This window comes from Anaeromonas gelatinilytica, assembly GCF_016820635.1.
GTDB lineage: Bacteria > Bacillota > Clostridia > Tissierellales > SIT17 > Anaeromonas > Anaeromonas gelatinilytica.
This window is the reverse complement of record NZ_WSFU01000129.1, coordinates 17,208-41,012: the sequence shown is the minus strand read 5'-3', so window position 1 is coordinate 41,012 and position 23,805 is coordinate 17,208. Positions and strand designations below refer to the sequence as shown.

Below are 23,805 nucleotides of genomic sequence, written 5' to 3'. Positions count from 1 at the left end.
TTCATTCATATATACATTGTATTAGTTATACTGATGAACCGCAATAACTATTTAAAAAATATCGCTTTCATCCCACATCTGAAGAAGTGTGCTTTCTCGCTCATAAGTTCTGTAATTTGAGGAGGATAAAATGATAGGTGGTTTTAGTTATAAAGATATTTATATTGAAGATGGAAGAAGGGTACTGGAAGTTGATATACTTCCAGAAAAACATTGTAACTTTGACTGCATAATTTGTCCTATTGGAAGGTCGCAAAACAAGACAGATACCCAAAAGTCATTTAATAAAATAGATAGTTCGTTGATTGAACTAGAAAGCATGATAGGAAATACAAAAGTAGAAGCCTTAGTAAAGTGAAATATATTCACATTACAAATGAATATATTTCACTTTTCATGTACTTCGATATTAAACTATAAATGTAGCATCTAATGAATTTTTATCCACAAGTCTCTTAAAAGTGTACTTAGGATATCCAATCATAACAGCACCTACTACCTTTTTTTCTTCTGGAATATTAAATAATTTAAGCATTGGTGAGTCATCAATAGATGCACAATGTTCAAAAATTCCAGCCCAGCATGATCCAAGTCCTAGGGAAGGTGCATACAATTCTAAATAAGTTAAACAAGAAACAGCGTTATCTCGACCGTATTTAAAATCTTTATTAGAAATAGCGATGATTAAGTTTGGGGCACCACGGAATATTGAATCCATACCCTCTTTTCTGTAACTTACGATAGCTTTCTCTACCAGATGTCTTAATGGTGAGACTTCTATCATTTGAATAGAAATTTCTACAGTTTTTTCAAGTAATTGTTTATTTTGGACTACTACAAATGATATTCCCTGACTATTACTTGCAGTAGGGGCTAATCTTGCGATGTCAATCAATTTTGTTAATTTTTCTCTTGATACTGATTCATCTTTGTAATTTCTTATAGAACGACGTGATCTTAAAAAATACTCTGCCTGCTGTTGGTTTAATTTAGGAAAATCTTTTAATTCAATTTGTTGTGACAAAGGTGTTTTCTTATTATCTATTGCAGCATTAGGACATATAGCAACGCAATGTCCACAGGCGATACAATTAGTGTTTGCTATTTCCTCCGGTCCGTTTTCTCCCATTCTTAGAACATTTACTGGACATGCTTTAATACAGAGTTTGCATTTAATACACTTTTCTTCATTCAGAGTTATAAGATTCATTTCAATCAATCCCTTCTAATTATTAGTTATGTATATGTGCGCATTCATGCATATATACATTGAAAAAGAAAGGCATTTCTGCCTATTTGTAATATATTCAATATTATTTTTGTATGAGTTCTTTTAAGTTGTTTGTGGTTGTTTCAAATTTTTCGAGAACAAGTTCTTTGTTAATCTCATAAAAAGTGCTTCTGTTTTGTTTTTCTTTATTTAATATTCCATATCGATTCATTAATTCCAAGTGTCTTGAAATAACAGATCTATCTTGAGTAAAGTTTTTTGCAATTTCTGTGGTGTTTTTCTTTCCATGTATTGCAAGAAACTTTAAGATTTCACTTCTCATAGGATCAAACAGAGTTTTATAAAAATCAAAATCGATACTTTTTTCAAGGTTTCGTCCACATTCTAAAACATTATTTTGAATTTTCATTTCCATCACCAATTAAATTATATATGCACATGTCAAGAAGTTTTATTCAAGGTAGTGTGTATTAGCAACGATGGACTATTATGATAAACTTTTTGGCATGAAATATACTATTAGTTGGCAAACTAGTACTTATAGCATTCTAAGAAAGGTATAAAGAAGATAAAATTTTTAAAAATTAATAAAGGCTATTGCATATGACGTTACGTAATGTGATTTAATTAAACTGAGGAGTGATGGAAATGAATGAAAAGAAGCGGTTTTCCATAGGTGAAATAGCAAATTTAACAGGCGTGTCCATCAGAACCCTGCAATATTACGACAATATTGGGCTTGTACCATTAAATAAAGAATTAACGAATGGACGCAGGTTTTATGATGAGTCAGATTTAGCTAAATTGCAGCAGGTTTTATTTTATAAATCCTTAGGGCTTCCTATCAAGGAAATTAAAGACCTTGTTATTGAAGCAGTTACAGCCGACCAAATTGCATCTGTTCTTCAGAAACAGCGGCAGGTTTTCTATCAAAAATTAATGGATATCAAGATGAATATATCGTTAATTGAGACCAGTATTAAAAATTTAGAAAATAAAAAGGGTGTATTTTCCGGTGAATTGGTTCAATTGATGATTTCCTTAAATAGGGATACAATCTTTAAATATAAAGAAATTCACTATGATGATAAAACAGAAGATATTTTTATGAAATACTATGAAGATACTGAGGAAATAATAGAAATCTATTGGAGCTGGAAAACCCTTATATTAGAAGCGACCATGCATATTTTTAACGGTGTTGACCCTAAAAGAGAAGAAGGGAAGGCCTTTGCAAAAAAGTGGATTAAGATGGTCACAAATATTACAAAGGGTAAACTAGATCTACTGAATGCGCATAAAGTAGCCTATAATAATCGTGACCAATGGCCAGAGGAAGATCGCCGATTAATGGAGTTTACGAATGAATTTATTGATAAGGCCATGGAGGCCTATCTAGCAATTGATAAAAAGGGAGAGAAGTATCATGATTGAAATAAAAAATCTTAGCAAAAATTATCAAGATAAGATTGCAGTAGATAATCTATCCTTTGATATTATGCCTGGGGTAGTGACGGGTTTTTTAGGACCTAATGGGGCTGGTAAATCAACAACAATGAAGATGATTTTAAATTTGGCCAGACCTTCTAATGGAGAGGTAAGGATTGATGGAAAGCACTATATAGATCTGGAACAGCCCGTTTCAAAAATTGGAGCTTTAATTGATGCTGATGCAGTCAATCCTAAGCTAACAGCAGAGCAGCATCTGCAATTAATAGCAGCGGCAAGTGAAATTTCATCTACAAGAGTTGATGAAATGCTCCAAAAAGCAGGATTAGAAAAGGTAAGGAATAAACAAATAAGAGAATATTCCTTGGGAATGAAGCAACGTTTAGGGATCGCAGCAGCACTCCTTGGAAAGCCAGAGACGGTTATATTAGACGAACCCTTTAATGGCTTAGATGTTGATGGTATCAAGTGGCTCCGTAATTTGACTAAAGATTTAGCCAGGGCAGGAAAAGCTGTTTTAATATCAAGCCATTTAATGAGCGAGATTCAGACAATAGCTGAAAGAGTTATCGTTCTGGCTCAAGGCAAGCTCATTGCAGATATGACCATAGAGGAAATGTCTAAAAAGAGCTTTAGCAGTTATTTAAGAGTTAGAAGTGAAAATAATATTAAATTGCAAGGATTGCTCAGAAATAAGGGAGCATTTATCCAACAAATGGAGCAGAATTGTTTAATTGTTAGAAATCTGGAGATGGAAGAGGTAGGTACTGCGGCAAAGGAAAGCAGTCTTGCAATATTTGAGCTTACAAAGGTTCAACCTTCCTTGGAACAGCTTTTTACGGAGCTTACAGATGGTAAAGTTGATTATGTCTCTCAACAAAATATGAATACAAAGAAGGGGTGATGATAGATGATCATTAAATTAAAGAAGGTTTCCTTTAAAAATTTAATTAAAGCAGAGTATCAGAAAATTATGTTTCTAAAATTCTCAAAGACCTTTTTAGGAATATTAATGCTTACTAGCTTAGCCATGGGTTTGATTTTTTCCATTACAACCAATGTGACCCAGGGGAAATCAATAGCAGAGATGGCTCCAAATGATATAATATCTGCCAGTATGTTGGGGATAGATGTTGCCGCTATTATGTTAATAATTTTTACTGCCATTTCCATTTCAAATGAATTCTCAACAAAATTAATTCATGTTTCTTTGGCAGTAACGCCAAATCGAAAAAGATTTTATTTCAGTAAGTTTCTTACCTATTGTTTATTGGCTGGAGTAATAAGCCTACTTGTTACCTTCGCAACATTTTTTGCAGGGCAATTGGTATTAGTAGCCAATGGAATCCCTATGGCTTCTCTTAAAGACAATTCTTTAGTACAGCTTATAATTGGAAGTGCAGTCATGCCGGTTTTCTATTGCTTATTGACTGTAGCAGCAACCTTTATCTTTAGGAGTAGTGAAGGGGGAATTATCTTTTCCTTAGTTATTATGTTTATACCCGCCCTAATTAAAATGTTCTCAAAGGACATTCAAAGACTAATTTTACCAATTTTACCCCAGTCATCTTTACACAGCTTATCAGGAATTGTTTCTGAAAACTCATATGAATTGTTGGGTAATGGTGCGAGCATTTTTCTATTACTTCTGTGGATTGGGATTACTTCTGCTATAGGAATTTTTCAGTTAGTAAGAAAGGATGTTTAAAAGTTGCGGGGAGAGCAGCACAACAATAATTATAATCAACAATCCCCGATATTGAGAATACTGACAGTGTATTTTAAAAAGGGTTGAAGGTGAATTTTTGCATCAAAAAGACACTGAGGACAAACTTTTGCCTATCAATATTTTAAATTTAATTAATATTTTTAACTTTAGTCTGGTTTAAGACTATATTATGTATAATATAGTCTTGAATCGGACTAATTATTTTGAGAGGTGTTTTATAGCAAATTTAATTAGAGAACAGATTGAGACAATTAATTCAACGATGAACAGAATAAATGAGCTATATGGCAGATGGACAAGAAATAAGGGCTTAATTACTGAATTAGGCCAGAGGTATGCGAACAAAGTCTTTATTTATAAAATCTTTATAGGCATATTTGAATTGATACCACAAGGTATGTGGATATGGTTTGTCTACTAGAGAAAAAATAAGAATAGTAATAATATAAAACAATTTTCAAGTGTATTTAAGAAGGGAAAGATAGTTAGTTGTTTTGAAGGAAAAAAAAGGATATAATAAGAATAGACAAACTGAAATTCTTTATAAATTAGGAATAAAGTCAGAATTAGAAATAAATGGGTGAGTGAATGTGTATAGTTTAAATGAACTTGAAGTAATTGTAAAAAGATGTAATAGATGTCCCTTATCAAAGACCAGAACTAACGTGGTATTTGGAGAGGGAAACGAAGAAAGTAGTATTATGTTTGTAGGGGAAGGTCCAGGATACCATGAGGATAAAATGGGAAGACCTTTTGTCGGAAGATCAGGAGAATTATTTGACAAGATATTAAAAGCCATTGATTTAACAAGAGAGGATGTGTATATAGCTAATATTGTGAAATGTAGACCTCCAAACAATAGAAATCCTTTAAAAGAAGAATGTAAAAGTTGTATAGAGTTTTTAAGATGGCAGGTAAAGATAATAAATCCAGATATTATAGTATGTTTAGGCGCTGTGGCAGCTAGAAATATAATTCAAAAAGATTTTAGGATTACTAAAAACAGAGGGATTTGGTACGATAGAGATAAATTTAATATAATGGCAACATATCATCCAGCTGCAATTTTACGGGATGTTAATAAGAAAAAAGATGCTTGGGAAGATTTTAAATCTATAAAGAACATGTACAATAAAATAAATAGCGAAATATAAAGAAGTTAATTTTTTGTATGGATTCAATTGTTTACCGGAAATAGATTTATAAAAAATGAATCTATGTTAGTAAAGTAGACACAAAAAATCGAATTTTTATGCAGATCTTTTTATCATTAGGAGGTGGGAAATTGAAAGGAAAAATTCTTGTAATTGATGATGATAAGGAGATGCTCTTATTGTTAGAACGATTTCTTTCTTTGAAGGGATATGAAGTGGAAATAATGGAACACAGTATAAATCTTAAGGTTGTATTGAAAAAATCGCCGGATTTAGTTCTATTGGATATTAATATGCCAGATAGAAATGGATTTGAAGTCTGCAAAATTATACGTTCTCAATATAATGTGCCTATTCTTTTTATTAGTGCCCGTAGTTCCCAAGAGGATAAAATAAAAGGTCTTATGATTGGAGGAGATGATTACATTGTTAAGCCCTTTGCACTTGAGGAACTGCATGCTAGAATTTATGCTAATTTACAAAGAGAAAATAGACGAAAGCAGTCAGGCAAAGAAGAATGTATAGTTATTAATTATGGAAGACGAGAAGTAAGAGTACATGATACAGAGATTCCCTTAACCAAAACAGAATTTGATATTGTGGAACTTCTTTCAATTCATCCACAGAGAGTTTTTGAAAAAGAACATATTTATACTAAACTTTGGGGTTATGATGCGTTGGGATATAATCAAGTTGTGGCAGAACATATACGTAGAATACGTCATAAGATAGCACCTTATACAGAAAAGGAAATTATACAAACGGTTTGGGGAGTAGGATATAGATGGAATGGTTAAATCAATCTACAGATGGATGGAAGCTTAAGAAATCTTTTGCTTTATATCTTTTTTTATCATTTATAATAGGCATTACTTTTTCCAAGGTGTTTTCCCTGATTTTGACAGAGTTACAAAACCAGATTTTTAATTCCAGTATAAAAGAGATTCAATTAAATGGTGAATTTGTTTATTATTATATTAAAGATAAATCTATGCTGGTCGAAGTACTTTAATCGGATTTTATTTACTATTTGAATTGGCTTTCTCTTCCTATATTTTCATTTGTATTTTCTATGCTAGGGTTTTTATTATTTTATAAACATAAGATTAAAAGTAGTATTGATTATTTACGAGAAAAAAACTCGATAGGAGATGTACCGCAAAATGAATTAGGTGAGGCATGTACTTTAATACAGAAACGATTTAGAGAATTAGAGCATACTCAAATTCGATTGAAAATTCAACAAGATAATTTTGAACATTTACTTTCTACTTTTGCTCATGATATTAATAATCCATTAACAGTTGTTAAGGGTAATGTTGAATTATTAGGAATGATTTCCGAGACTGATAAAAAGATGGAACAAGAGGTTTTAGAAAGCTTAGAATATAATTTGGAGCGAATTGAGAATTATACAAAAAGACTTGAAAAATTAATTGTTTTTGATAATTTAGACTTAAATCTGAGAAGTGTTTCAGTGAAAAAAATTGAAAAATTTTTTAGTAAAAGTTCTATATCATTCCCTGTAGATAAATCTCTAGAGTGGGAATTTACACATTCTAGTGCTGAAATGCACCATTGAATTATCTGAACCGCTTAAAGACATGGAAAAGCAGATGAACCAAATTAAAATGGCTGTTCTGCTCAGCCAGCAAGCTGTAAAAGAGGCTGAAAACAAAAAGAATGAATTGGTAATGTATCTGGCGCACGATATTCGCACACCGCTCACATCTGTAATCGGCTATTTGAGTCTGCTTGATGAAGCACCGGACATGCCGGTAGAACAGAAAGCAAAATATGTTGGGATTGCTTTGAAAAAAGCTATGCGACTGGAAAAGCTCATCAACGAATTTTTTGAAATCACAAGGTACAATACACAGTAAATCAAACTGACGAAAACAAATGTTGATTTATACTATATGCTTGTACAACTTATTGATGAATTTTATCCTGTCTTATCCGCTAAGGGAAATACCGCTGTACTTAATGTCGATGAAGCTCTGACGGTTTATGTTGATTCCGAAAAGCTGGCTCGGGTGTTTAACAACATTCTTAAAAATGCCACTGCGTACAGTTACCATAATACGGAAATTCTGATTTCTGCAAAGGAGGAACAGGGTAGAATTATTATTACATTTGAAAACCATGGACAAACTATCCCCCCTGAACAACTATCATCTATTTTTGATAAATTCAATCGTTTGGACGATGCTCGTAAATCAGACACTGGCGGTGCAGGGCTTGGCTTATCTATCGCAGACGAAATTATTCGTTTGCACGGCGGAGAAATTTCTGTTTGCAGTGAAAATGATACGGTTACATTTACCATATCTATTCCTGCTCGATCTTAGGAAAACATTAGTTGGATATTAGGATTTTCTTAGGTATCTATCCTGTTTATCTTAAAGTTTGAAACGTCATTGTTCAGTATAATAAAACTGAACAATGACGTTTGTCGTTGTAATTTAGAAAAAAGGAGAAAGGACATGGAACTGACAATTACAAATCTTAGTAAACAATTTCAGGATAAAACCGCAGTTGATGATGTTTGTTTAAGCCTTACACCGGGCGTGTGGGGACTACTTGGAGCCAACGGGGCCGGTAAGACTACGCTTATGCGAATGATTGCAGATATTCTGAATCCAACTAGCGGGAAAATTCTTTATGATGGTAAGGACATTCATGCAATGGGAGAAGAATATAGAAATTTATTCGGCTTCTTACCGCAGGATTTTGGATTTTTTCAAGATTTTACAGTAAAGGATTATTTGGAGTATGTAGCTGCGCTAAAAGACGTTCCAGCAAAAGAAACAGGAAAAAAGATTGACAGCTTGCTGCATACACTCACTCTGACCGATGTAAGGAGCAAAAAAATCATCAAGTTATCTGAGGGAATGAAACGTCGGGTAGGAATTGCACAGGCAATGCTGAATGACCCTAAAATTCTGATTATGGATGAACCAACAGCCGGTCTTGACCCCGGAGAGCGGGTTCGTTTCCGCAACTTTATTTCGGAATTTTCTCATGACCGCATTGTTCTCATTTCAACTCATATTGTATCCGACATTGAGTATATTGCTACTCAAAATGCTATTATGAAAGCTGGGAGAATTCTTGATGTAGGAACAACAGACGAATTGGTAAAGCAAGTTACAGGTAAAGTTTGGACTTGTGTCGTACCTGCCGAAAAGATGCCTATGTATGAAATGTAGCTTCGTATTATTAATCAGCGTAGTGAGGGCAACAATCAGGTATCTATCCGCTATTTGGCAGATGAAGCGAAAACCAATGATTCCGTAATGGCACCGCCTCGTTTGGAGGATTTATATTTATGGTTGTTTCCTCAAGAGGAAATCAGTGAGGAGGGAAAATAATCTATGCGTATTTATTATCTTGAACTTAAACGCGTGCTTAAATCACGCCGTTCTATGATTTTATTGCTCATTGCGCTGTTCATGTCTGTGGTAATGGCTTGGCTTCCTGTTATGTACGAGGACATCAATCAATATGACGATAAAGGGAATAAAGTGGCGAAACTCAATGGACTGGATGCGATTACCTACAAAAAGTCGCTTCGTTCCGTCAATAACGGAGAAGTTACCCCAAAAAAACTTAAAGAAGCTTTGAACATCTATCAAAGTGCTGTTTCAAAATATGGAGAGGACAGTCTTTCTAGCGGAGACTTTCCGATAAACCTTTATATGGAAAAGGTATTTCCGGTCGAATCGCTTTTGGGGAGGCTACCGGAAGCATTTTCTGACTCCAAAACCGGTCAGGCATCAAGTTTAATAGATATAACTCCAGACAAATTAGACAGCTTTTATGAACAAACTGTACAGCACCTGGAAGATATCATGCAGATGGAGCAAAAAGAACACCCAAATGCACAAAAACAAGCTCTGCAAAAATATACAGAAGTAGAAACACCCTTTCAGCTTTATGCCGGATATTCGAGGGATGCTTTTGATTACATCGTGCTTTTTATTTTTCTACTTGTGATTCTTTGCACAGCGGCTGCCACACCTACGTTTTCCAATGAATATCAGACTGGTTCAGACAGTATTTTACGTTGCACCAAGCATGGGCGTTCTCGATTGGCAATGGTAAAGATACTTGCTGCACTAACTATTTTTTCAATGGCCTTTATTATTTGTATCTCATTGCACTTGTTGATTTCAAACCTCGCATTTGGATCGGAATGCATGAAAACATCTATGCAGATGCTGTTTTCCGTTATCAGTCTTCCTGCGCTTAATTTAGGACAGCTTCAAGTTGTCTTGGCTATCGGAGGGCTTATTTCCTTGCTGGCAACCATTAGTTTCACATTATTTCTATCAGCAAAATGCAAGGATTCGATTTCTGTTATTCTTATTGCTATTGTAATGTGCTTGCTCCCAATATTTACTTATTCAGCCGGGGCTAATTGGCTTAGTTTTATTTTACCGTCAGCAGGAATTGGTATGCAGAACAGCTTGCTTTATCAGTTGACAGGTTTTAATTTCCTGCATATTGGGCAGGTAAGCATTTGGTCGCCTTATGTCATAATGACGACAGCAGCAATTGAAATCCCTGTATTTCTTGTCCTTGCTATACGCACTTATTGTAAACATCAGGTTGCTTGACTGTTGAATGTACACTTCATGAAAATTGCCTAACGGTAAAGTAAAAACCGTCGTTTGGCAATAGAAATGTTATGTTGAAAACATAAGTTTTAAGGGTAAACTTGAATAAAATATTGATAATATCTTATTCAAGTTATAAAATATAAGCTAGGATAGTGTATTCATATATGGGGAGGGAACTTTTATGAAAAAATTTGACAGATATCCAATTTTAGAAATTAATTTATCACATATGAAATCTAATGTAAAAAATATTGTAGAAAAATGCTCAGAAAATGAAATATCTGTTACAGGAGTAGTTAAGGCTACTGATACTTATGAACATTCATATAATGAAATTGCTAATATTATGATTTCAGCAGGGTGTACATCAATAGGAGATTCAAGAATGAATACCATTAAAAGAATGAGAGAAATGGGATTTAATAAAGAAATTTTATTACTACGTGTTCCCATGATGTCAGAGTTGGATGATGTTGTAAAATATTCAGATTGTAGTCTTCAATCTGAGTTAAATGTTTTAAAGCTTACTAATGAAGCAGCTAAAAGAGAAAATAAAATTCATTCTGTTATATTAATGATGGATTTAGGAGATTTGAGAGAAGGTTTTTTTGATGAAGAAGAATTGATAGATGCAGCTTTAATGGTTGAGAATGAATTTTCTAATTTGTATTTAAAAGGAATAGGGACCAATCTAGGATGTTATGGGGCTATATGTCCAGATGAAAAAAACTTAGGTAGATTAGTGAATATTGCTGAAAGAATTGAAGGAAAAATAAGTCGTACACTTGATATTGTTTCTGGTGGGGGAACATCAAGTCTTCCAATGGTTCTAAATAATACTATTCCAAAGGGTATTAATCATCTTAGAATAGGTGAAGGTATAGTTTTATCTAGAGATTTAATAGATATATGGAAATGTGATATGCCATTTATGTATCAAGATATATATACTATATATGCACAAGTTATAGAGGTAAAGGAAAAGCCATCTTATCCTATTGGGAAAATATTTATTGATGCTTTTGGAAATACTCCAGAATATGAAGATTTGGGAATAAGGAAAAGAGCATTATTAGCATTAGGAAAGAGAGATATAGGTAGTTTTGATTCTGTTAGTGTAAAGTTACCAAAAGCCATAATTTTAGGTGGAAGTAGTGATCATTTAATTTTGGATATTGATGAGGTTGAAGAAGAAATACGTGTTGGAGATGTAATAGGATTTGATGTTTATTATGGAGCTATGGTATTTGCAAATAATTCTTCATCAGTATATAAAAGATATATTAAATGAGAATAGTGATAAGACAGTTAGTACAATATTAGATGAGATGGGATACAATCCATTAGTTTTATTATGGGTTTTATGCAGTCTACGTATTAGTCTTAATGTTTACTATAATAGATAAGATTAGAAGATTTTAGAAAAATTCAAGAGAAAATTATGTTCCCCTAGACGATAAGTCTAGGGGTTTTATTTACTTTAAAGAATGTATCTAAGGATGAACTTAATATCAGTGCCGATGAATTAATGGAGATTTATTTGAGACAAAATTATTAATACCGAAATCAAATGCATGGTGAAATGACTAGTTTTGCTATAATGTTGTAAATAAGGATGATTTTTCTTTACAGATAAAGAAATTAAGTAAGATTATGGTATAATAAAGCTAATAATTTTTAAAAGATGATTTATTAAGAAAATTTATTCTTAAAGTTTTAAAGATTTAGATATAGATAGTTATTTTTGCATAAGTATAAAAATAAGAATTAGTATTGGAAAGATTGTAGGATAAGAAAAATAAATTTATCTAGGTAGTAATTTTGTTTTGAAAGGAGAAAAATAGAATGTTAAGCTCCAGATCAAAAAAAATATTACAAGAATTGATGTCTACAAAAAATCCATTGACAGGTTTGTATTTGGCAAATACAAATCAAGTTAGTGTTCGAACAATAAGAAATGATATAAAAAATCTTGATTCTATTCTTAAACAGAATGGAGCTAGTATTTTTTCGATAATGGGAAAAGGATATAGATTAGAAATTTCTAATAATCAGAAATTTAATCAGTTTATTGGAAACTTTGTAAATAAGTCCTATTTTCATCCATTTTATATTCCTAAAACGTCAAAAGAAAGAGTGAGTTTTCTTATTCGAAAGCTTTTATTAAGTGATAATTATTTAAAAATGGAACAATTAGCAGATGAAATATTTGTTAGTAAATCAACTATACAAAATGATTTAAAGGCTGTAAAGAAAATATTTAATAATTATGAAATTGATTTAAAATCAAAACCTAGCCATGGATTTAAAGTAGATGGTAGTGAATTAAAATTAAGATATTGCATGGCAGAACATGTTTTTAATCGAAAAGAACAAGAAGAAAAAAAAGGAATTAATGTTAATTTGCCTTTTTTATCTCAAGATGAGTTAGATTGTATATTAGAGATTATTTTAAGACAATTAAGAATACATCAAATTACATCACCAGATATATCAATTAATAATCTTCTTATTCATATTGCAATTACTTATAAGCGTATAAAATGTGGTCATAATGTAATATTGTATAAGGCTGATTTACAAGATATCGTTAATAAGAAAGAATATTTGGTTGCACAAGATATTGTAATGGAAATTAAGCGTATATTTAATGTGGATTTTCCCGAGGATGAAATTGCATATATTGCTATACATATTTTAGGAATAAAAACGTTAAAATATACAAACAAAAAAATAGAACAGATAATGGATGGTCAGATTTTAAAAGCAATTGAATATGCATTAGATAAGGTGGAAGAAAAATTTTATCTTGGAATTAAAGAGGATAAAGAATTAATTCTTAATTTAAGCTTACATTTAAAACCTGCTATTAATCGATATAAATATAGAATGAATATAAGAAATCCTATGTTACAGGATATCAAGAATAATTATCCATTAGCCTTTGATGTTGCTGTTGTAGCAAGTTTAGCCATTGGTGAGTATACTAAAACATTTTTTAATGAAAATGAAGTAGGCTATATTGCACTTCACTTTGGAGCGGCAATTGAAAGAAAAAAAATGAAATCTCTTCCTAAAAAATGCTTAGTTGTTTGTGCATCAGGAATGGGTACTGCACGATTGATCTATTATAAGTTAAAATCATATTTTGGTAATAGTTTAGATGTTATAGGTACTACAGAGTATTATAAATTAGGACAAACTAATCTTGATGATATTGATTTTTTAGTAACTTCTATTCCTATTTCAAAAGAAATAGAGGTTCCTGTAATCGAAGTAAATGCAATTATGAATGAGAACGATTTGAAAAAAATTGAGAAGTTCATGTTAAGATCGAAACAAAAAATAAAAACATATTTTGATAAAGATTTGATATTTTTTCAAAAAGAATTTGAATCAAAGGATAAAGTATTAAATTATTTAAATACAAAATTACTTCAAAAGGGATTAGTGGATGATACTTTTTTGGATGCAGTTTATGAAAGAGAAAGAATTGCACTAACTTCTTTTGGGAATCTTGTTGCAGTTCCACATCCTATTACTTCTAAAGCAAAAAGAACTTTTTTAGCAGTGTGTACATTGGAACACTCAATTGATTGGGGGAAAAAACCGGTACAATTAATTTTTTTGTTGTGCGTTAAACAAAATAGTCAAGAAGATTTACAACAAATGTATAATTTGCTTATTAGGATTATTCAAAATAACTCTATTGTTCAAGATTTAATTAAGATAAGAACATATAAGGAGTTTATGAGTGAAATTCAAAAACATTCTGATGAGTAGAAAAAATTATTTATAAATATTAGATTAGGTTGTGAATGATTTAAGAAGGCAGAAAAGTTTGATATCTGCCTTTTTATTATTTTAAATATATATTTTCACTTAATAAGAGAAAAAGAATGTGTTTAAGTGAAAATATATAAGCTCTATAATATATATGAAGAAAGATATTAATTAATGAAATGGAGGGTGATAGAAATGAAACGTATACTTTTAGCATGTTCATCAGGTATGTCAACTAGTTTATTAGTTTCAAAAATGAAGGAAATAGCGAAATTAAGAAATTTAAAAGTTGAAATTTGGGCAGTAGGAAATGAAAAAGTAGACACAGATATGGAAAAAGCAGATGTTTTGTTTATTGGGCCACAAATGAGATTTTTAAAAAAGAAATTAGATAAGAAGGCTGATAAACTTGGCATTCATATTGAAGTTATTGATTCAATTGCCTATGGAAGAGTAGATGGAGAAGCTGTATTAAATCGGGCGTTAGAATTGATTCATTAAAAAGATTGAAAGTGAGGGAAAATAATGAATAAGTTTATGGAATTCTTAGAAAATATTTTACTTCCAATAGCTGACAAGCTAAATAATAATCGGTATTTAACTGCTTTACGTGATGGATTTATGGTTTCTTTACCATTAATTATTTTTGGATCTATTTTTGTAGTTATTGCTAATCTTCCTTTTTTAGACAAAGTTTTGAGTGAAGAGACATATGCAGTATATCAAAATGCATTAGCACCTGCTTCTGAGTCGACGCTTAGTATCATGGGGCTTTTTGTAATTGTGGGAATCGCATATAAACTAACTAAATATTATGATGGGGAAGCAGTCTATGGTGGAGTTGTGGCTCTGGCGTCATTTCTTATATTGATTCCACAAACATTGGAAGGAGTTGCTGGTGTTATTCCTGCTTCAAGTCTTGGAGCACAAGGATTATTTGTAGGAATATTTACAGCATTTATTTCCGCTGAGTTGTATCATTATTTTGCAAATAAAAATTTTACTATTAAGATGCCTCCAGGAGTTCCGGAAGCTGTATCAAGATCTTTTAGTGCTTTAATTCCTATCTCTTTAACGTTATCAATATTTTTAATTATTCGTATTATTTTTAGTTTCACACATTTTGAGACAGTTCAAAATTTTATTTTTACTGTTATACAAGGACCTTTGACTAAATTAGGAAGTGGATTAGGAGCTACTATTTTTGCTATTCTGCTTATACAAATATTTTGGTTTTTTGGATTACATGGGCAAGTTATTATAAATTCAGTATTTGATCCCATATGGTTTGCACTAAATGATCAAAATTTGCAAGCATTTCAATCAGGACAAGAGTTGCCAAATGTTATAACTAAACAATTTGTTGATACATTTTTAGTTGGTATGGGTGGTTCTGGAATGACTTTAGCAGTTATTATTCTAATTTTTTTAATTGGTCGTAGTAGACAAACTAGAGAATTAGGAAGATTAGGTGGGCCTTCAGGAATATTTAATGTAAATGAACCAATTATTTTTGGACTTCCAATCATCATGAATCCATTAATTTTTATTCCATGGTTATTGGCACCTGTAATCGTTACTATTATTACGTATTTTGTTATGTCAATAGGATTAGTGCCAAAGCCTGCTGGAATTATTGTACCATGGACAACACCAATTGGATTGAGTGGATTTTTAGCAACAGGAAATTCATGGAGAGGGGCAGTATTACAAATTTTTAATCTTTTGGTTGTAATGGGAGTCTGGTGGCCTTTCTTAAAAATTTTAGATAAGAGTTATTATGAAAAAGAAAAAAAACAGGTGGTATAATATAGAAGAAATTATATTATGCATAATTCTAATGTAGTCATTCAAGGACTTATGCTTTTAGGAGTGAAAAATATGCTAGATAATATTGACAAAATGACAGAAATTGCTTTTCAAATTATTCTATATGCTGGAAATGGTAGATCTAATGCAATGGAGGCTATTCAAGAGGCTAAAAAAGGAAATTTTGAGATGGCTGATAAGCTAATAAATCGTGCTAGTGATGAATTAGCAAAGGCTCATGATTATCAAACTAAACTTATTCAAGATGAAGCAAAGGGTAATCAGCAGCTTGTTAATATAATGTTGGTTCATTCTCAAGATCATTTGATGACAGCTATAACTGTAAAAGATCTTTCTATTGAAATTATTGAGTTATATAGAAATAAATAGGAGGTTTTTTGATGGATTTGCAATATAAATTTCCAGAAGGATTCTGGTGGGGAAGTGCAACATCAGCTACACAAATTGAAGGTGCAGCAAATGAAGAAGGAAAAGGTAAAAATATTTGGGATTATTGGTATTCAATAGAATCAAATCGTTTTTTTGAAAATATTGGACCTGAAATTACATCTGATTTTTACCATAAATATGAAGAAGATATAAAATTAATGAAAGAAATTGGGCATAATTCTTTTAGACTTTCCATTTCATGGTCACGTTTAATTCCTGGTGGACGTGGAAATATTAATCTCGAAGCTGTAAAGTTTTATAATAATGTTATTGATCAACTGTTAGCTAATGATATTGAACCTATTTTAAATCTTTTTCATTTTGACATGCCTTTGGAACTGCAAAATGAAGGAGGATGGGAAAATAGAGAAGTAGTTGAAGCGTATAAGGTTTATGCTAGTGAATGTTTTCGCTTATTTGGAGATCGTGTAAAAACATGGTTTACTTTTAATGAACCAATTGTACCAGTGGAGGGAGGATACTTATATAATTTTCATTATCCTAATGTAGTCGATTTTAAAAGAGCTGCTCAGGTGGCTTATAATACAATCCTTGCTCATGTTAAGGCGGTTGAAAGTTTTCGGACTTTTAATATTGAAAAAGGTAAAATTGGGATAATTTTAAATTTAACTCCTTCCTATCCAAGGAGTCAAAATTCAGCTGATTTAGAGGCTGCTAACATTGCTGATTTATTTTTTAATCGTAGCTTTCTTGATCCAGCTGTTCTGGGACAATATCCTCAAGAATTAATTTGTATTTTAGAAAAGTATGGACAATTACCAATTACACAAAAAGAAGACTTAGAATTAATTAAAAATAATACTGTTGATCTCTTGGGAGTTAATTATTATCAACCACGTAGAGTTAAGGCAAAAGAAAATTTACCTAATCCATACAGTCCCTTTATGCCAGAATGGTTTTTTGATAATTATGAAATGCCAGGTAGAAAAATGAATCCTTATAGAGGATGGGAAATATATGAAAAAGGGATTTATGATATTATGATAAATCTTAAGAAAAATTACGGTAATATTGAAAGCTTCGTTTCTGAAAATGGATTGGGTGTTGAAAATGAAGAGAGGTTCATTAAAGACAGCTATATTCAAGATGATTATCGGATAGAATTTATTAAAGAACATTTAAAGTGGTTGCATAAAGCGATTGAAAAGGAATGTAATGTGAAAGGATATCATTTATGGACGTTTATGGATAATTGGTCATGGACTAATGCATATAAAAATCGTTATGGCTTTGTTTCAGTAGATATTAATACCAAAAAAAGGACGTTTAAGAAAAGTGCTTATTGGTTTAAAGAAATTGCTAATAATAATGGATTTTAAAATAATTCATTTTTATTAAAGGAAGAATTTCAAAGGTTCTAAGTATTATGCTGAGAACCTTTGAAATTCTAATCGAAGCATTTAAGAATTTGAAATATTTTATTTATATTAATATTAAAAATAAAGGAGTAGATTATATAAAGATTGTAATTTATAAGTAAATATTGAAGTGTTTTTATATTCCCTCAGATTGAAAAACTGAGGGAATTTTTAAAGGAAATAGATAGAAATTTCCAATTGATTTTTACACATAATAATGTTATAATGAAGTTTACCGCATGAAATCAAACATAAAAGTATCTAATTAATTATAACACATTTAATATGATATGTCAATAGTTTTTTTAAGGTTAAGAAACTATTTATCTGGAGGTGATTGTAATGTCATTTGAAATTATGAATATGTTTTCATCAAGAATACAAAAACAAACAGTAGAAGAAATTATGAAATGTAATGATCATACTATTAGATTTGGATTAACTTTATCTCATTTGGATGCTGTTAAATTAGTGGAAACTTGTAATATGGCATTAAAAAGTAATGGACGAATAGAATTTAAAGGAAGTGTTATCCATAAGATAATTAAAGAATTTTGTGATTCTCCTTATATTTCAGAGCATAACTATGTTGAGACTATTCACGATCTTATTGAAATATTTTATTTTTATAAAAATGAAACTCTTGATTTAGTAAGTGATGATGAGTTGATAAAGTTTATGAAGAATAGTTTTGATAGCAAATGTCAAGGATCTTTAGAATTACTTTCGGGAAAAGAGGCCGCTAATATGGCTCGTAGATTAAGATATGGATGTGATCTGAATTGTTTAGAGAATGAGATTCATGATGAGAGGGATGAAGATGGGGAATATTGAAAAGTCACATATTGTTGATAGCAATAATTTGAGTGGAGAATTTTATTTCACATCACTTTTAAGAGAGGCATATAAATGTGGTATTTTATATGATTCAGATGTAGAAAATGTTCAAATGCAAAGTATTAAGTTATTATCATATAAAAGTGAAAGATACAATAATGGTGAAAGTAGTTCTATAAGAGTAGAAGTTGCTGAAAGTATTATGAAATCCAATCTTTATACAATAGGATTATATTTAAAATCTTTACCAGATGTAGATTGTGCAGCGGAAGAGCTTAAGAAAGTAAATATTTTTGATATGTATAAAAAGGGTAGAAAAATAATTAATGCTAAATTTCATACTGCAAAACATATGTATAAGCTAAATAAAAAAAATAAATTGACGACTTTTAATTATACTTACAATGCAACATTGAGTGAGAATGGTATAGGAATATTCTTTAAATCATATGATCCAGATTATGAAGCTCATGAATGTCCTGCGTCTATTGATTATCAATTATTTGGTCCTGTTAATGATTTGGCAGGAGTAGAATTTATTCAAAAATATCTTGAAAATCTTTATTATGAAAATGAATTTTGTAAAAATTTTGCTACAGGTAATATTCATAATTTGCTTTATGGATATGATGAAGGATATAAGGATTTATTGATTAATATTTTTGAACAAGTATTGATATCAGCATTAGGATGTTCCCTTGCGAATTGTAATATTTTCAATTTAAATATTTCAAAAATGGATATTCAGTATTTATATAATGAGTTTTCAAAATATGATGATTATACTTTTACATTGAAGATTACAGAGGCTACAGAGAAAATTTTTGAAGAGTTAAACATTACAAGTATTCGCCTTCAAAGATATATTAAACAGAGTTTATCAAAATTAATACCTGATATGTTTTCTGCATTTAAAACAAAAACTCTTGAAAAAGTTTTTATATCTCCGATTAATCCAAAATTAGAACCTAAAGTACATTTTAGAGCTAGCGTAAAGATGAATGATAATGACTACCGAAAATTAATTGATGAATTATCGATATGTCGATATTCATCTGATAAACTTGCCCTTGTAAAGAAAAAAGTAAAATCTTTTGATGATCTTGAAGATATTTTGTTAGATGTACAATGGACTGAAGAAGAAATTATTTCTATTTTCGATAATTTCAGAGATATTGAGGTTGCTATAATGATTAAAAGACATCCTTTTAATTCAAATGTTGAAGCTACAGATTTATCAGAATCTGAACAGATGTTAAGATTATGTTTAAAAAAATATATTGATCAACTTACATTAAGTAGACAAAAACAGATTTCTCAGATGGTAAATCATATCATTGAAGAATGATATTTGAATAACGGATAAATCTAATGAATTATAAGTGATTAGATTTTATTAAAATAAAAAGATACTTTAAATAGCTTCTACTGACAATGAACGAAATTAATGATATAATATTTATTATTCGGTTTTACTAAGATATTATTTTAGTTGGAACTATTTATTGTAAAGTAGGATAATTTTTCATGATAACCTTATAACCTTTCAATTTTAGTTTATAAATCTATTATAGAAGGAGAATGAATATGGAAAGAATGATTGGAACTGTGTCAAGGGGGATTCGTGCTCCTATTATACGTCGGGGAGATGACATAGTAGAAATAGTTGTAAATAGTGTATTGGATGCAGCAAAAGATGGAAATTTTAATATTAATGATAGAGATGTTATAGCTGTTACGGAAGCAGTAGTTGCTCGAGCGCAGGGTAACTATGCAACAGTAGATGAAATTGCTACTGATGTTAAAAGTAAATTTGGAGAGGAAAAAGTTGGGGTTATTTTTCCAATTTTAAGTCGTAATCGCTTTTCTATTGTTCTTAAGGGTATTGCAAAAGGTGCAAAGAAGATGGTACTCATGTTAAGTTATCCATCTGATGAAGTTGGAAATCATCTTGTTGATTTTGATATGTTAGATGAAAAAGGTATTAATCCTTGGGTAGATGTACTAACTGAAGAAAAATATAGAGAATTATTTGGAGATAATAAACATACATTTACTGGTGTTGATTATATTGAATATTATAAAGAATTAATTGAGAATGAAGGTTGTGAAGTTGAAATAATACTTGCTAATGATTCGCGTGGGATTTTACAATATACAAATAATGTTCTTAATTGTGATATACATAGTCGTATTCGTACAAAACGTTTACTAAAATCCGATGGTGTAGAAACAGTTTACAGTCTTGATGATATTTTAACTTTTTCAATAAATGGCAGTGGTTATAATGAAAAATATGGATTATTAGGGAGCAATAAAGCAACAGAAGAAACTGTTAAATTATTTCCAAGAGATTGTCAACCTGTAGTAGATAGGATTCAAAGTAAAATTCTTGAATTAACAGGGAAGCATGTAGAAGTTATGATTTATGGTGATGGAGCATTTAAAGATCCAGTTGGTAAGATATGGGAGTTGGCAGACCCAGTTGTATCTCCAGCCTATACAGAAGGATTAGAAGGCCAACCTAATGAAGTTAAATTGAAATACTTAGCTGATAATGATTTTGCAGATTTAAAAGGAGAAGAACTTAAAAAAGCAATTTCTAATTATATTCGAAATAAAGATAATGATTTGGTAGGACAAATGGTTTCTCAGGGCACTACTCCTCGTCGTTTAACTGATTTAATTGGTTCATTATGTGATTTGACGTCGGGAAGTGGAGATAAAGGAACGCCTATAGTACTTGTTCAAGGATATTTTGATAATTATACAAAATAAAATTAGTTAAAGAAGAAGCACAAGTATATGAACATGCTTACCTCTGTCAAGTAGACAGTGAAAATAATAAAAATCTGTAACGCCAATCTTTTAAAAGATTGGCGCTATATTTATGCAATTAATTTTAAAATTTCATTATAGAAGATTAATGTATATATTTTTTATAATTTTTCAATTAATAGCAATGATTTTCTTTATCAGCTTCTGCATCTGCTTTAGTTTTATGAACTGTACCATGGGGATGTTCAGGCGGTGCATAAATAGAATATAATTTAAGAGGCTTATAGCCTGTATTGATTAGATTATGCCATTTACCAGCAGGAATAAATATTGCATAATCATCATATACTTTTTTTTGGAAATTCAGTTTATCCTTCTTATCACCCATTTGAACTAGACCTTGACCTTGCTCAATACGTATAAATTGATCAAGATCACGATGAATTTCTAATCCTATGTCGCTACCTATGTCAATACTCATTAGGGTGAGTTGTAGATGTTTTCCTGTCCATAAAGCAGTGCGGAAATTATTATTCTTTTTAGTAACTTCTTCAATATTAACTACAAAGGGCTCAGGGCCATAATCATTTAATTTAATATGCTCATTCCAATAATCTGAGTTATTTTTTGGTATATTATAGTAATAAGGATATGAATATATTCCATAATAATTATTTATATTATATGGATCATAGTAGTAGGGGCATCTATATGATTTGTAATCACTATACATATTTATCTTCCTTTCATAGACTTTATGATATTATATGATTTATATTTATAAAAGTTATATATTTTATTAAATCTAAAAATTTAAACAAGTTATATTATTTGATATGATATAATTTATTAAAAGACTAGAGAGGAGTTTTATATGGAATTTAGAAAAACAGTTGAATCTGATATTAATGATATAATGGTCATTATTAAAAAAGCTCAAAATTTTTTAAGGGAAAAAGGGATTCCTCAATGGCAAAATGGTTATCCCGGTATTCAAATTATAAAGAATGATTTGAAAAAGGGATATGCATATGTACTAATAGATGTTAATAAAGTTATAGCTACTTTGGCGATTTCTTTTGATGGAGAAAAAACTTATAAAGATATTTATGATGGCAAATGGATTAGTAATGACCAATATGCAGTTATTCATAGATTAGCTATTGATGATGATTATAAAGGAAAAGAAATAGCGTCTATTATTATAAACAATATTGAAAAAATATGTTTAGATAAAGGAATAGACAGTATAAAAATAGATACCCATAGAAAAAATTTACCTATGCAAAGGATGCTTAAAAAGAATGGTTTTAAGTATTGTGGAGTAATTTATTTAGAGGATAAAAGTGAGAGATTAGCTTTTGAGAAGATACTGTAAGATAGTATAAATAAATATATGCTTAATTGAGAAATAAAACTCCTTCTTATTAATAGTTAAACCGAGAAGGAGTTTTATTTATACTACCCGATGCCGATATTCATCTGATAAACTTGCCATTATAAAGGAAAAGCAAAATTTTTTGATAGTAAAAGACGTTATAAATAAATTAATATGTTAATAAAAAAATTGATAAAAGATACTGAAGTACTATTAGTAATTGAAAATAATAAGTTTATTATTAGTTCAAATGAGCTGTCTCAAAAGTGAGGCAGCTTTTTTAAAAATTTAGAATAGATTTAAATTATTATACTTGCATATAAATATGCAATTATCAAAACTTGCATATTTATATGCAAATTTATATTAAAACTGATATAATAAAATTAAATATAATATAAGAAAGGATTAATTTGATGAAACATGAAAATTTAATAGCTATTATAGCTGATTTAATAGATTCAAGGAATATAGAAAATAGGTTTGAAGTTCAAGAAAGATTAAGAAAGGTATTAAAAGAGGTAAATATACTTTATAAAGAATATATTATATCTAAATGGATTATCACATTGGGAGATGAATTTCAAGTATTAATAAAACCAAATTCAAAAATTTTTGAAATGTTAGATTTTATCTCTTATAGAATGAATCCTAATAAAATTAGATATGGAATTGGATTTGGTATTATAAAAACAAGTATAGACTTTGAGAAAAGTATAGGAGCAGATGGACCAGCCTATTGGAATGCAAGAAAAGCTATTGAAATTATTCATGATAATAATTATTATGGAAATAGTAAAATAGCTATTATAAGTGGAAGCAATAGTGATGAAATTATGAATAATTTGTTAGCATATACGGATTGGATGAAAGAAAATTGGACAGATAGTCAAAAAGAAATTTTACATAGTCTTTTAGATGGTAACATTTATAGTGAGAAATTTGAGCAGAAAAGATTGGCAAAAAAATTGAAAATATCAGAATCGGCTATGTCAAGAAGAGTAAAATCTAGTGGAATAAAGTTATATTTATCAAGTAGGAATAGTTTAGCCGAACAAATAAAAAGAATGGGAGGCGTTTAAAATAAACAAGTTTACTATTGTTTTATATATTTTTTATTTTATTTTAGAATATTATATGTATATATATGTTAAGTCAAGAGATATAAAATATAAAACAAGTCTTAAGAAACATATTATATAT

The 23,805-nt window shown here is 30.3% G+C and carries 24 protein-coding genes and 1 pseudogene; 22 read left to right on the top strand and 3 right to left on the bottom strand.

The window, feature by feature from the left end:
• Window positions 1-130 precede the first annotated feature (130 nt).
• Window positions 131-358 (top strand): hypothetical protein, encoded by a 228-nt coding sequence (locus tag GOQ29_RS11915; protein ID WP_484477086.1) that lies wholly within the window; start codon window positions 131-133, stop codon window positions 356-358.
• Window positions 359-409: 51 nt separating this feature from the next.
• Here the strand turns inward: GOQ29_RS11915 and GOQ29_RS11910 are convergent, their stop codons facing one another.
• Window positions 410-1,210: a nitroreductase family protein gene (locus GOQ29_RS11910; protein WP_203372885.1), complete on the bottom strand. Its 801-nt coding sequence runs from the start codon at window positions 1,208-1,210 to the stop codon at window positions 410-412.
• A gap of 103 nt (window positions 1,211-1,313) precedes the next feature.
• A complete protein-coding gene (locus tag GOQ29_RS11905) occupies window positions 1,314-1,640 on the bottom strand; it encodes an ArsR/SmtB family transcription factor (protein ID WP_203372884.1) in 327 nt (108 codons plus the stop codon).
• A gap of 239 nt (window positions 1,641-1,879) precedes the next feature.
• Here GOQ29_RS11905 and GOQ29_RS11900 point away from each other — a divergent pair, with 239 nt between their 5' ends.
• The 19 genes and pseudogenes from GOQ29_RS11900 (at window position 1,880) to GOQ29_RS11810 (ending at window position 21,224) form a co-directional block, all read left to right on the top strand.
• The gene (locus GOQ29_RS11900) at window positions 1,880-2,665 is read left to right on the top strand and encodes a MerR family transcriptional regulator (protein WP_203372883.1); all 786 of its coding nucleotides are present in this window, start codon (window positions 1,880-1,882) and stop codon (window positions 2,663-2,665) included.
• Window positions 2,658-3,584 carry an ABC transporter ATP-binding protein gene (locus GOQ29_RS11895; protein ID WP_203372882.1) on the top strand — a complete coding sequence of 309 codons (927 nt, stop codon included), beginning with the start codon at window positions 2,658-2,660 and terminating at the stop codon, window positions 3,582-3,584. The genes GOQ29_RS11900 and GOQ29_RS11895 overlap by 8 nt, the downstream gene beginning before the upstream one ends.
• Before the next feature lie 6 nt (window positions 3,585-3,590).
• The gene (locus GOQ29_RS11890; protein WP_203372881.1) at window positions 3,591-4,388 is read left to right on the top strand and encodes a hypothetical protein; all 798 of its coding nucleotides are present in this window, start codon (window positions 3,591-3,593) and stop codon (window positions 4,386-4,388) included.
• Window positions 4,389-4,999: 611 nt separating this feature from the next.
• A complete protein-coding gene (locus tag GOQ29_RS11885; RefSeq protein WP_203372880.1) occupies window positions 5,000-5,563 on the top strand; it encodes a uracil-DNA glycosylase in 564 nt (187 codons plus the stop codon).
• Window positions 5,564-5,694: 131 nt separating this feature from the next.
• Window positions 5,695-6,360, top strand: a complete 666-nt coding sequence (locus GOQ29_RS11880; RefSeq protein WP_252187616.1) for a response regulator transcription factor — start codon at window positions 5,695-5,697, stop codon at window positions 6,358-6,360.
• Window positions 6,348-6,575 carry a hypothetical protein gene (locus GOQ29_RS11875; protein WP_203372878.1) on the top strand — a complete coding sequence of 76 codons (228 nt, stop codon included), beginning with the start codon at window positions 6,348-6,350 and terminating at the stop codon, window positions 6,573-6,575. Before GOQ29_RS11880 ends, GOQ29_RS11875 begins: the two co-directional genes overlap by 13 nt.
• Window positions 6,576-6,635: 60 nt before the next feature.
• On the top strand, window positions 6,636-7,145 hold the full coding sequence (locus tag GOQ29_RS11870) for a histidine kinase dimerization/phospho-acceptor domain-containing protein (RefSeq protein ID WP_252187617.1): 510 nt from the start codon (window positions 6,636-6,638) through the stop codon (window positions 7,143-7,145).
• A pseudogene (locus GOQ29_RS15170) lies at window positions 7,141-7,914 on the top strand (sensor histidine kinase); the annotation flags it as partial. The gene GOQ29_RS11870 and the pseudogene GOQ29_RS15170, both read left to right, overlap by 5 nt.
• A 135-nt stretch (window positions 7,915-8,049) precedes the next feature.
• Window positions 8,050-8,775 carry an ABC transporter ATP-binding protein gene (locus GOQ29_RS11860; protein ID WP_484477085.1) on the top strand — a complete coding sequence of 242 codons (726 nt, stop codon included), beginning with the start codon at window positions 8,050-8,052 and terminating at the stop codon, window positions 8,773-8,775.
• A 165-nt stretch (window positions 8,776-8,940) separates the two neighbouring features.
• Window positions 8,941-10,185 carry an ABC transporter permease gene (locus GOQ29_RS11855; protein ID WP_203372876.1) on the top strand — a complete coding sequence of 415 codons (1,245 nt, stop codon included), beginning with the start codon at window positions 8,941-8,943 and terminating at the stop codon, window positions 10,183-10,185.
• 184 nt (window positions 10,186-10,369) lie between these two features.
• Window positions 10,370-11,479, top strand: a complete 1,110-nt coding sequence (locus GOQ29_RS11850) for an alanine racemase (protein ID WP_203372875.1) — start codon at window positions 10,370-10,372, stop codon at window positions 11,477-11,479.
• A 554-nt stretch (window positions 11,480-12,033) separates the two neighbouring features.
• Window positions 12,034-13,971: a BglG family transcription antiterminator gene (locus tag GOQ29_RS11845; RefSeq protein ID WP_203372874.1), complete on the top strand. Its 1,938-nt coding sequence runs from the start codon at window positions 12,034-12,036 to the stop codon at window positions 13,969-13,971.
• A 195-nt stretch (window positions 13,972-14,166) separates the two neighbouring features.
• Window positions 14,167-14,472 (top strand): PTS sugar transporter subunit IIB, encoded by a 306-nt coding sequence (locus GOQ29_RS11840; RefSeq protein ID WP_203372873.1) that lies wholly within the window; start codon window positions 14,167-14,169, stop codon window positions 14,470-14,472.
• Window positions 14,473-14,496: 24 nt separating this feature from the next.
• Window positions 14,497-15,780 carry a PTS cellobiose transporter subunit IIC gene (celB, locus tag GOQ29_RS11835; RefSeq protein WP_203372872.1) on the top strand — a complete coding sequence of 428 codons (1,284 nt, stop codon included), beginning with the start codon at window positions 14,497-14,499 and terminating at the stop codon, window positions 15,778-15,780.
• 72 nt (window positions 15,781-15,852) lie between these two features.
• On the top strand, window positions 15,853-16,170 hold the full coding sequence (locus GOQ29_RS11830) for a PTS sugar transporter subunit IIA (RefSeq protein WP_252187615.1): 318 nt from the start codon (window positions 15,853-15,855) through the stop codon (window positions 16,168-16,170).
• Between the two features lie 11 nt (window positions 16,171-16,181).
• Entirely contained in the window at window positions 16,182-17,570 is a 1,389-nt protein-coding gene (locus GOQ29_RS11825; protein WP_203372871.1) for a glycoside hydrolase family 1 protein, read from the top strand.
• A 381-nt stretch (window positions 17,571-17,951) separates the two neighbouring features.
• A complete protein-coding gene (locus GOQ29_RS11820; RefSeq protein WP_203372870.1) occupies window positions 17,952-18,443 on the top strand; it encodes a DUF6323 family protein in 492 nt (163 codons plus the stop codon).
• On the top strand, window positions 18,430-19,794 hold the full coding sequence (locus tag GOQ29_RS11815; RefSeq protein ID WP_203372869.1) for a DUF6179 domain-containing protein: 1,365 nt from the start codon (window positions 18,430-18,432) through the stop codon (window positions 19,792-19,794). The genes GOQ29_RS11820 and GOQ29_RS11815 overlap by 14 nt, the downstream gene beginning before the upstream one ends.
• 239 nt (window positions 19,795-20,033) lie before the next feature.
• Window positions 20,034-21,224 (top strand): coenzyme F420-0:L-glutamate ligase, encoded by a 1,191-nt coding sequence (locus GOQ29_RS11810; RefSeq protein ID WP_203372868.1) that lies wholly within the window; start codon window positions 20,034-20,036, stop codon window positions 21,222-21,224.
• 175 nt (window positions 21,225-21,399) lie between these two features.
• Here the strand turns inward: GOQ29_RS11810 and GOQ29_RS11805 are convergent, their stop codons facing one another.
• Window positions 21,400-21,957 (bottom strand): cupin domain-containing protein, encoded by a 558-nt coding sequence (locus GOQ29_RS11805; protein ID WP_203372867.1) that lies wholly within the window; start codon window positions 21,955-21,957, stop codon window positions 21,400-21,402.
• 141 nt (window positions 21,958-22,098) lie between these two features.
• Here GOQ29_RS11805 and GOQ29_RS11800 point away from each other — a divergent pair, with 141 nt between their 5' ends.
• Window positions 22,099-22,602: a GNAT family N-acetyltransferase gene (locus GOQ29_RS11800; protein ID WP_203372866.1), complete on the top strand. Its 504-nt coding sequence runs from the start codon at window positions 22,099-22,101 to the stop codon at window positions 22,600-22,602.
• Window positions 22,603-23,018: 416 nt separating this feature from the next.
• Window positions 23,019-23,684: a SatD family protein gene (locus tag GOQ29_RS11795; RefSeq protein ID WP_203372865.1), complete on the top strand. Its 666-nt coding sequence runs from the start codon at window positions 23,019-23,021 to the stop codon at window positions 23,682-23,684.
• The last annotated feature ends 121 nt before the right edge of the window (window positions 23,685-23,805 follow it).

Excerpts from the sequence above, each read along its gene's own strand:
- GOQ29_RS11840 (WP_203372873.1), top strand. The coding sequence starts at position 14,167 with ATGAAACGTATACTTTTAGCATGTTCATCAGGTATGTCAACTAGTTTA.
- GOQ29_RS11820 (WP_203372870.1), top strand. The coding sequence starts at position 17,952 with ATGTCATTTGAAATTATGAATATGTTTTCATCAAGAATACAAAAACAA.
- GOQ29_RS11830 (WP_252187615.1), top strand. The coding sequence starts at position 15,853 with ATGCTAGATAATATTGACAAAATGACAGAAATTGCTTTTCAAATTATT.
- GOQ29_RS11870 (WP_252187617.1), top strand. The coding sequence starts at position 6,636 with ATGCTAGGGTTTTTATTATTTTATAAACATAAGATTAAAAGTAGTATT.
- GOQ29_RS11825 (WP_203372871.1), top strand. The coding sequence starts at position 16,182 with ATGGATTTGCAATATAAATTTCCAGAAGGATTCTGGTGGGGAAGTGCA.
- GOQ29_RS11905 (WP_203372884.1), bottom strand. The coding sequence starts at position 1,640 with ATGAAAATTCAAAATAATGTTTTAGAATGTGGACGAAACCTTGAAAAA.
- GOQ29_RS11795 (WP_203372865.1), top strand. The coding sequence starts at position 23,019 with ATGAAACATGAAAATTTAATAGCTATTATAGCTGATTTAATAGATTCA.
- GOQ29_RS11850 (WP_203372875.1), top strand. The coding sequence starts at position 10,370 with ATGAAAAAATTTGACAGATATCCAATTTTAGAAATTAATTTATCACAT.
- GOQ29_RS11890 (WP_203372881.1), top strand. The coding sequence starts at position 3,591 with ATGATCATTAAATTAAAGAAGGTTTCCTTTAAAAATTTAATTAAAGCA.
- GOQ29_RS11915 (WP_484477086.1), top strand. The coding sequence starts at position 131 with ATGATAGGTGGTTTTAGTTATAAAGATATTTATATTGAAGATGGAAGA.
- GOQ29_RS11805 (WP_203372867.1), bottom strand. The coding sequence starts at position 21,957 with ATGTATAGTGATTACAAATCATATAGATGCCCCTACTACTATGATCCA.
- GOQ29_RS11900 (WP_203372883.1), top strand. The coding sequence starts at position 1,880 with ATGAATGAAAAGAAGCGGTTTTCCATAGGTGAAATAGCAAATTTAACA.
- GOQ29_RS11845 (WP_203372874.1), top strand. The coding sequence starts at position 12,034 with ATGTTAAGCTCCAGATCAAAAAAAATATTACAAGAATTGATGTCTACA.
- celB (WP_203372872.1), top strand. The coding sequence starts at position 14,497 with ATGAATAAGTTTATGGAATTCTTAGAAAATATTTTACTTCCAATAGCT.
- GOQ29_RS11810 (WP_203372868.1), top strand. The coding sequence starts at position 20,034 with ATGGAAAGAATGATTGGAACTGTGTCAAGGGGGATTCGTGCTCCTATT.
- GOQ29_RS11895 (WP_203372882.1), top strand. The coding sequence starts at position 2,658 with ATGATTGAAATAAAAAATCTTAGCAAAAATTATCAAGATAAGATTGCA.
- GOQ29_RS11800 (WP_203372866.1), top strand. The coding sequence starts at position 22,099 with ATGGAATTTAGAAAAACAGTTGAATCTGATATTAATGATATAATGGTC.
- GOQ29_RS11855 (WP_203372876.1), top strand. The coding sequence starts at position 8,941 with ATGCGTATTTATTATCTTGAACTTAAACGCGTGCTTAAATCACGCCGT.
- GOQ29_RS11910 (WP_203372885.1), bottom strand. The coding sequence starts at position 1,210 with ATGAATCTTATAACTCTGAATGAAGAAAAGTGTATTAAATGCAAACTC.
- GOQ29_RS11860 (WP_484477085.1), top strand. The coding sequence starts at position 8,050 with ATGGAACTGACAATTACAAATCTTAGTAAACAATTTCAGGATAAAACC.
- GOQ29_RS11815 (WP_203372869.1), top strand. The coding sequence starts at position 18,430 with ATGGGGAATATTGAAAAGTCACATATTGTTGATAGCAATAATTTGAGT.
- GOQ29_RS11875 (WP_203372878.1), top strand. The coding sequence starts at position 6,348 with ATGGAATGGTTAAATCAATCTACAGATGGATGGAAGCTTAAGAAATCT.